The organism is Microcystis sp. LE19-41.2A (assembly GCF_027530405.1).
GTDB lineage: Bacteria > Cyanobacteriota > Cyanobacteriia > Cyanobacteriales > Microcystaceae > Microcystis > Microcystis aeruginosa.
The window spans coordinates 1-7,561 of the sequence record NZ_JAPZQJ010000622.1; the positions used below are offsets into that span (position 1 = coordinate 1).

Below are 7,561 nucleotides of genomic sequence, written 5' to 3' on the forward strand. Positions count from 1 at the left end.
CACTTCCCCACTTCCCCACACCCCACACCCCACACCCCACACCCCACACCCCAAAAAAACAACCCGCGGCAGTTAACCGCGAGTTATTTTTGGTTAAAATCGGATAATTACTGAACGGTAATCGTTCCGACCATGCCGGCACCGCGATGGGGTTCGCAGTAGTAAGTGTAAGTACCCGGTTCGCTGAAAGTGCTTTCAAAGGACTCACCGGCGGAAAAAGCCAGACCTTTATGGGATAATTTAGCAGCTTGGGCTTCGGGAACCTTGGTGCTATCGAAAACTATGTTATGGGGAGAAAGTTTGTTATTGACCCATTTCACCGTATCTCCTGCTTTAATGGTGAGGGCGGGGGGATCAAATTGTAGTGTACCCGCATCACCGCCCATCTTCACCGTGAAGGTTTCCGCAGCAGCGGAGGCAGTGTTGAAGAAGAAGCTAGAGACGACTAGCACCAGGGTAGCGACCAATAAACCTAATTTTTTCATGCTTGTTAATCCTTTACACGAGGGAAGATGACAAGTTTGACAGCCTGTCTTTTGACAAAAAAGTAAAAGTTTGCTTTTAACTGTCCCATTGATTAATTCTACACCAAGTTTGACAGCTTGTCTTTTGACAAGAAAACCGGTTTTTTCTGACGATGGTTGGGGAATTTCTTAAGAAATAGAGGAGAACCTATCGTGAAAAGATTATTAATTTCCCTGTGCTTGCTCTTGGCTGTGGTTACTTTCGGTATGGCTCGTCCCGCTTTAGCTGATGGGGCTTCGATTTTCAGTGCTAACTGCGCTTCCTGCCACATGGGCGGTAAAAACGTGGTTAATGCCGCTAAAACCCTGAAAAAAGAAGATTTAGTTAAATACGGCAAAGATTCCGTTGAAGCTATCGTTACCCAAGTTACCAAAGGTATGGGGGCGATGCCTGCTTTCGGTGGTCGTCTCAGCGCTGAAGATATCGAAGCTGTAGCTAACTATGTCCTCGCTCAAGCGGAAAAAGGCTGGTAAAAATTAGTTATCGGTGGCGAGTTATCCGTTGTCAGTCTGGTAAGAATTGTAGCGATCGAAATTCTTGGGTCAATTGCTGGCTTAAAATAGCTAATGGTTCATCTCGGGACAAGGTTGTGAAATTGCGATCGTTTTTCTATATTTTAGGTGCGACGGTAATCATTCTACTAGGAGTCGCTACAGCCAGTTTTGCTTGGATTCTCGCCGATAGTCCTCTGTCTTTGCTCAAAGGTGGGGTGCTGCGGGAACCGGCGGCGGCGATTTTTGTGCCGAAACAGGCCCCGGTTATGGTATCCTTGCTGGTCAATCCCGAACGTTTAGAGTCTTTTGGTCAATTAATCGCTACACCGGCTAATCGACGACGTTCCCACCAAGAAATTAAGGATTTAGAAAAAAGTCTGCTCGGTAAAACGGGATTAAATTATCAAAAGGAAATCAAACCCTGGTTAGGGGAAGAAATTACCCTCGCTGTTACTTCCCTAGATTTCGATCGCGATACCGATAATGGTATCCAACCGGGTTATCTTTTGGCAATTCAAAGTAAAGATGGTGAACGCGCTAAGGAATTTCTGCAAGCTTCCTACTCAAAACAGGCGGTTTCGGGCAAATTTGACCTCGTTTTTGAACTCTACAAGGGAGTTAACCTCATTTATCAACGTCCCTTGACCGCAGGAGATAATAATCGTTTTCTCGCTAGTGCCGTGGTGGGTGATACGGTGCTTTTTGCCAATAATATCAAGGTTTTGCGCGAGGCACTTAATAACGTGCAAGTACCGGATTTAAACCTAAAAAATAGCCCCGATTACCGAGAAGCCCTCAAAAATATCACCGAACCGCGTATAGCTATCGTTTACGGCAATTTACCCCCGTTATCGGCTTGGATAGCTAATCAACCCGTCCCGGAGAGTCCCGAAGCGAAACAACGATTAGCCACGGCTTTTTCCCTCAAATCTGGGGGAATAGTCGCTCAAACCGCCTTAATTGGAGTCTTAGGACAGGATGACCAAGCACCAATTTTATCTAGTCCCGTGGGAGCATTATCTTTTATCGGCGAAAATAGCCTTTTAGTCGCCGCTAGTCGCGATTTAAATCGTTTTTGGACTCAGGTAGAGGAGGGGTTAGAAGCAGATAGTCCCCTACAGGAATTAATAACACAGGTCTTAAACCGCTTCCAGTCGCCTTTAGGTTTAAATTTGCCTGAAGACGTTTTTAGCTGGGTTAGAGGCGAATATAGCCTCGCTCTCGTGCCTAGTTCAAAGGGGATGGAACCCGATAGTGTTTTTGTAGGGGAACGGGTGATGGGGGTAGAGGTGGACAGTGCGATCTCTCATTTGGATGAGTTGGCCCGCAGTCGCGGCTATAATGTGATTAATCTGCCTTTACTCGATCGATCGGTGACAGCTTGGACAAAGTTAACCACGGCGGTCCCGGGAGGAAAAGCGCAACTAGAGACGCTCGTGACGGGAGTGCATACTAGGGTCGATAATTATGAAATTATCGCTAGTTCTGTGGAAGCGATGGGTTTAGCTTTATCTGCACAGAAAAACCCCATCTTAGGTAGTGGTAAGTTTCGACAGGCAATTACTGCTTTACCCGCAGAAAATGATGGTTATTTTTACGTCGATTGGCGACAATTGCAACCGGTAATCGAGGCAAAATTCCCGATCGTGCGGGTGTTAGAATTATCGATTAAGCCTTTATTTAATAATCTGCGTTCTCTTACTATTAGCAGCCAAGGTAGCGAAAATTCTGTGCGTCGGGGAACGATTTTCTTTAACTTGGGAGTGAAGTCTTAATCAGTTATCAGTTATCAGTTATCAGTTATCAGTTATCAGTTATCAGTTATCAGATAGAAGCTTGTAGGTTGGGTTGAGCGATTTAATACTTAGGAGAAAACTGCTCGATTCAATGGTTTGAGCGAAACCCAACATTCTTGACGACATTGGTGTGGTTGGGTTTCCCTCAAGCGTCGCTAATATTTGACAGACAAGAGTTATTATTGCTCAAGTCAACCTACGGTTAGTATGTTAAAGTGCATAACAAGTATGGAAAAGCCAAATTATTTTGGATGAGCTTGCAAAATTCGCTTTACTGTTTAAACCATGACTACTATCACAATTGTTCCAGAATTTGCAGGAAAAACCTTGACATATAAAGCAATTTGTGGCAACCAAGAAACAAGTGGTTTGACTCCAGGTCAAGCACTGGATCTTATGGAAACAAGTTTAATTGCTGAAGGTGAAAATATGGGTGAGACATTAGTGATTTTACGGCGTTTCCGTCCTGATAATTTATTCAGCAAACAGCAACAAGAACGTTTACAAGAACTGATGGAAGAATTTCATCAATCTCTAGCTTCTGAGACTGATTTTTCTGCGATAAAACAGCAAGAATTAACAGCTTTAATTGAGGAAGAATTACAAGCAAGTATTCAAAGAGGGAAAAGAATCATCAAACAGATTCAAGATAATGATTAATTTATAATCAAGAGCAAAAGGTAACAAGCATCTCTTTTCAAGGGAACAAAAATTAAAATTTTTCTGATTTCAACTGATTTAAAGCTATCGACTTCAGGTAGTAATTACTGACAACTTATGACTGATAACTGATAACTGATAACTGAAATGACCCATCCCCAATATACTCTCGTTGCGAAAAGGGCAAAACATAGATGTGAATATTGTCATGCACCAGAGATTATTTTTAATCTTGCTTTTGAAGTAGATCACATTGTTCCCCTCTCTAAAAAAGGGGAAGATAAACCAGAAAATTTAGCTCTATCATGTCGTATTTGCAATCTTCATAAATTAGCTCGTATTGAGGGAATTGATCCAGTGACAGAAAAAGTATTTCGCTTATTTAATCCTCGTATAGACAAATGGGAAGAACATTTTCTTGTCGATAATAAAACTTTTGAAATCGCAGGAAAAACGCCAATAGGTAGAGTCACAGTAGAAGTATTAAGCATCAACTCTACTTTACAAATTAGTGCCAGAAAAATATGGTATATTCTAGGTGTTTTCCCTTGAAAAGTTAAGCTAAATAAACCAAAAAAATATGATAAAACCACTTTTAAAAGTAGCACAGATACAAACTTAAAACAACCCTCTCATTACTTTTTGCTCGGTTTCCTTCTTGATCTTGAGAATCGCAATATCAACTGATTCTTGTAGATAATCGAGATTTGCTTGAGTTAGCTTGTCGTGGACTGTTTCAGCTAAAATAGGGCAATAGATTTCGGCTTAAAGTCTTAGATTATAGAATTTATGGCATTTTTCTAATACACCAAATTAGCTGAAACAGTCCACTACGGCTAGTATGGTTTATCAGTATACCATCGTCCTGCTTCTTCTCTTTTGTTTTGTTCGCTCATCAGTTCTATTATTCTTAGTTCGTCATCTTTTCTACGTTTTTCATTTGCTTTTCTTCTTTCTTCTTCATTCTCTTTTATACGCTGTTCAGCCACTTGTTTAAACTGAGGAAATATAGTTGCAAGTTTTTTAAGTTCCCCCTGTCGATACTGATCTGATGAAACAAGTTGAGAAACATACTTATCAAATACATCTTTAAACTCAGGCAAAGTAGCAACAAACTCTTTTAACCTGTCTATTGTATTATCACCAAAACCGAGACTTTCAGGCTTCGTGGAAATCCACCGACCAATCACAAACCGAAAATCTGGGTACTTATCTAGTAGCATCCTAACATCGGCAATAGATAAACCTCCGTCAACCATCTGTAACCATTGCTGGCGAACAGAATTCCGTTGAACAGGATCAGTAATGTGGTCAAAACAGTCATCGTAGTATCCTGACATATTTTTTTCTCCGAATCACTCATAATCTCATCTTAAGCGTTCAGGGGGTGGTTATCAAGTAGCCAGTGGTATTGATTCTGTGGAAGGACTCTCTTGGGGTAGTATAAATGTAGAGGGAGAAACATTACCTCTCCAGACGCGAATCGCTGAGGGTCATCAATTCCCAGATTAGATTCCAAGGTAGCAAGCCCTAGCTTGAAAAATTCGCTAAAATATATATAATTAACTTGATCAGATTATTTATAAAGTCTGTTTAACAGCTAAAGCTAATAAAGTTGATTTTGAAGCCGATGACCAAAGAGCTACTCATACAAATCAATCGAGAAGGAAACCTCGAACTTCCTCCTGAAGTTCAAACCCGCCTCAACCCAGGAGATAAATACATGATTTCCCTGACGGAAGACTCCATCATTCTCAAAAAAGTTCATCAAGATAAAGTCAATCTAGAGCAATTCTTTGAGCGACTAGAAGCAATGGAACCAGATGCCAATCAACCGACTCTGGCTGAGATTAGCCAGATGATTAAAGAAGCTCGCCAAATTAGACGCGCCAACTCATGAAAGTTGTTGTAGATGTCAATGTTTGGATTTCAGGATTGTTGTGGGGAGGAGTTCCGGGTAAAATCCTTAAATTAGCTAAAAATCAAAGAATTACAATCGTTGCCTCCCAAAAGATCTTAGCTGATATAGAAGATACATTAGAACGACCCAAACTCCAATCTCGAAAACAATATTGTGGATATACAACTGCATACCTGATGACTATCGTTCAAGAACTTATACAACCTTGTGTTGACAGACTATTAGAAGTTCCTCAACTTAGAGATGCAGATGATGCTGTTATTTTAGCGAGCGCTATAGTTATTCAAGCAGAAGTTATTATTACAGGAGATTTAGATTTACTAACATTACATGACTTTGAAAATATCCCCATCATTACTCCCCAAGAATTTCTTAGTCGCTACTTTAATGAGTAGAGAAGAGGAGTAAGGTAATTAATTGACGATTTACACCAAGAGAAAAGATAAGTTTGACCGACAATAATTGCTATGATTACTGTAGGATTTAAAAAAAGTGATCGCTCTTACTACTTTCTAATTACTTTAGATAGTAGTAGCCTAGTGCTTTTTAGACAAAAAAAGCCTATTCTGTATATTCCCAAAAAAGCAGCCTATGAATTAAGTAGGGCTTGCTGAATAAATCTAAAAACCTTGTTGGATAATATTTTTAGGCTTTTTTAGCCCAAAAACCTTTTTTAGCAGGATTTACACCGATATTCAGCAAACCCTAAGTAGAATTTAAAATCATCCCCAGTGAGGAACTAGCCATGAAATCCTTTGCCCTTCTTACCACCGTCAGCCTAATCAGCCTTTCCACCCTCGCGACTGTTCGCCCCGTCATGGCGCTAGAGAGCCGACAACCAGCCGAAACCCGGATCGCTCAAGGGAACAATCAAGACGCGATCGGCCACTATAACCGGGGAGTTGGCTACATCCAACAAGAAAAATACGATCTCGCCCTCGCTGAATTTACCAAAGCGATCAACATTAATCCCCGATACGCCGAGGCTTACCTCAATCGCGGGTTTCTTTACGAACAACAGGAGAAACCCGACCTCGCCCTGTCCGATTACAACAAAGCGATCAACATTAATCCCCGATTGGCCGAAGCTTACAACAATCGCGGGTTTCTTTACGGCGTACAGGGGAAACCCGACCTCGCCCTGTCCGATTACAATCAGGCGCTCAACATTAATCCCCGATTAGCCCCGGCTTACTACAATCGCGGGAATCTTTACTACGAACAGGGAAAAGCCGACCTCGCCCTGTCCGATTTCAATCAGGCGATCAACATTAATCCCCGATTAGCCCCGGCTTACGTCAATCGCGGGGTTCTTTACTACTATCGACTAGAAAGGGAAAAAGCGATCAGAGATTTGCGACAAGCCGCCGAACTGTACCGCCAGCAAGGAAACGCGGCGGCCTATGAAAAGGTTATGAAACTCCTACGGCTATTAGGCGCGGTCTAGTCCTTTTTCTTGGGTTGAGCGAATCAATAGGTTAAAGAAAACCTCTCAATTCTAAGGGAAAGCGAAACCCAACAGCCAACACCTCAATCCGTCTGAATAGGCGATCGCTTCTCATGGCTTTTTGTGGGGTTTCCTTGGGTCAACCCAACCGACGATAATTGTTATCAGTATGGCTCTTCGTTACCCTTTATGCTAAATCAACAGACAAGATGCCAATATAACATACTTCTAACCCAAAAATTCCGAAAGTTTCTAAAGCCATAGCCTCTTCGTTTTATTAGTTTAAGTTTATTGTTGATTCCCTCGACCACCCCATTCGTTGTCCTTCGCTCGAAATAACTAATTATTTCTCCAAACCAGTTTCGGATTGTTTGACAACTCTTGGTAAAAACACTGGAGGATTTTGCCAACCATTCCGAGATGGATAGCAGTCCCTCTGTCGGATTCTTTGAGGTTTCATAAATCTTTCTGAATTCTTCCTTTAACTCGTGCATCTTTTTCAAATTTGGTCAATTTTCTTTGATAGCTTCTAGTTTGATTTTTTGGGGTTCCTTTAAATCTTTTTCATTTTTTAACAAGCTATATTTACTTCGCTTTAAAACTTCTAGCTTCGCTTCTTTTTCCGCTTTCTGTTTTTTATTTTTCTGCGCTTCTACGGCTCTTTTTTCTGCTTTTCTTTGTTCGTCTAACTCTTGATTAATTTGTTTCATTACATGGA

At 41.3% G+C, this 7,561-nt stretch carries 9 protein-coding genes and 1 pseudogene; 7 read left to right on the top strand and 3 right to left on the bottom strand.

Translation table 11 applies throughout. The features are described from left to right. Positions 1–107: 107 nt before the first annotated feature. A complete protein-coding gene (petE, locus tag O9290_RS25530) occupies positions 108–485 on the bottom strand; it encodes a plastocyanin (RefSeq protein ID WP_079205634.1) in 378 nt (125 codons plus the stop codon). 192 nt (positions 486–677) lie between these two features. Between petE and petJ the strand changes: the two genes are divergently transcribed. From petJ to O9290_RS25550, 4 genes are all read left to right on the top strand, one after another. Next, a complete protein-coding gene (gene petJ, locus O9290_RS25535; RefSeq protein ID WP_002732729.1) occupies positions 678–998 on the top strand; it encodes a cytochrome c6 PetJ in 321 nt (106 codons plus the stop codon). A gap of 116 nt (positions 999–1,114) precedes the next feature. Beyond that, entirely contained in the window at positions 1,115–2,794 is a 1,680-nt protein-coding gene (locus O9290_RS25540) for a DUF3352 domain-containing protein (RefSeq protein WP_288056258.1), read from the top strand. 306 nt (positions 2,795–3,100) lie between these two features. After that, entirely contained in the window at positions 3,101–3,475 is a 375-nt protein-coding gene (locus O9290_RS25545; RefSeq protein ID WP_288057177.1) for a hypothetical protein, read from the top strand. Positions 3,476–3,622: 147 nt separating this feature from the next. After that, on the top strand, positions 3,623–4,027 hold the full coding sequence (locus tag O9290_RS25550) for an HNH endonuclease (protein ID WP_002796341.1): 405 nt from the start codon (positions 3,623–3,625) through the stop codon (positions 4,025–4,027). 284 nt (positions 4,028–4,311) lie between these two features. Here the strand turns inward: O9290_RS25550 and O9290_RS25555 are convergent, their stop codons facing one another. Then, on the bottom strand, positions 4,312–4,815 hold the full coding sequence (locus O9290_RS25555) for a hypothetical protein (protein WP_002796342.1): 504 nt from the start codon (positions 4,813–4,815) through the stop codon (positions 4,312–4,314). 290 nt (positions 4,816–5,105) lie between these two features. Between O9290_RS25555 and O9290_RS25560 the strand changes: the two genes are divergently transcribed. The 3 genes from O9290_RS25560 to O9290_RS25570 all read left to right on the top strand — a co-directional run bounded on the left by O9290_RS25560 (position 5,106) and on the right by O9290_RS25570 (position 6,843). Continuing rightward, complete coding sequence (locus tag O9290_RS25560) at positions 5,106–5,375, top strand: hypothetical protein (protein WP_288057175.1); 270 nt, start codon at positions 5,106–5,108, stop codon at positions 5,373–5,375. After that, positions 5,372–5,791: a putative toxin-antitoxin system toxin component, PIN family gene (locus tag O9290_RS25565; protein ID WP_288057173.1), complete on the top strand. Its 420-nt coding sequence runs from the start codon at positions 5,372–5,374 to the stop codon at positions 5,789–5,791. The genes O9290_RS25560 and O9290_RS25565 overlap by 4 nt, the downstream gene beginning before the upstream one ends. Before the next feature lie 350 nt (positions 5,792–6,141). After that, on the top strand, positions 6,142–6,843 hold the full coding sequence (locus O9290_RS25570; protein ID WP_288057171.1) for a tetratricopeptide repeat protein: 702 nt from the start codon (positions 6,142–6,144) through the stop codon (positions 6,841–6,843). Positions 6,844–7,040: 197 nt separating this feature from the next. Here O9290_RS25570 and O9290_RS25575 read toward each other — a convergent pair. After that, positions 7,041–7,561 (bottom strand): annotated as a pseudogene (locus tag O9290_RS25575) (ISL3 family transposase); the annotation flags it as partial.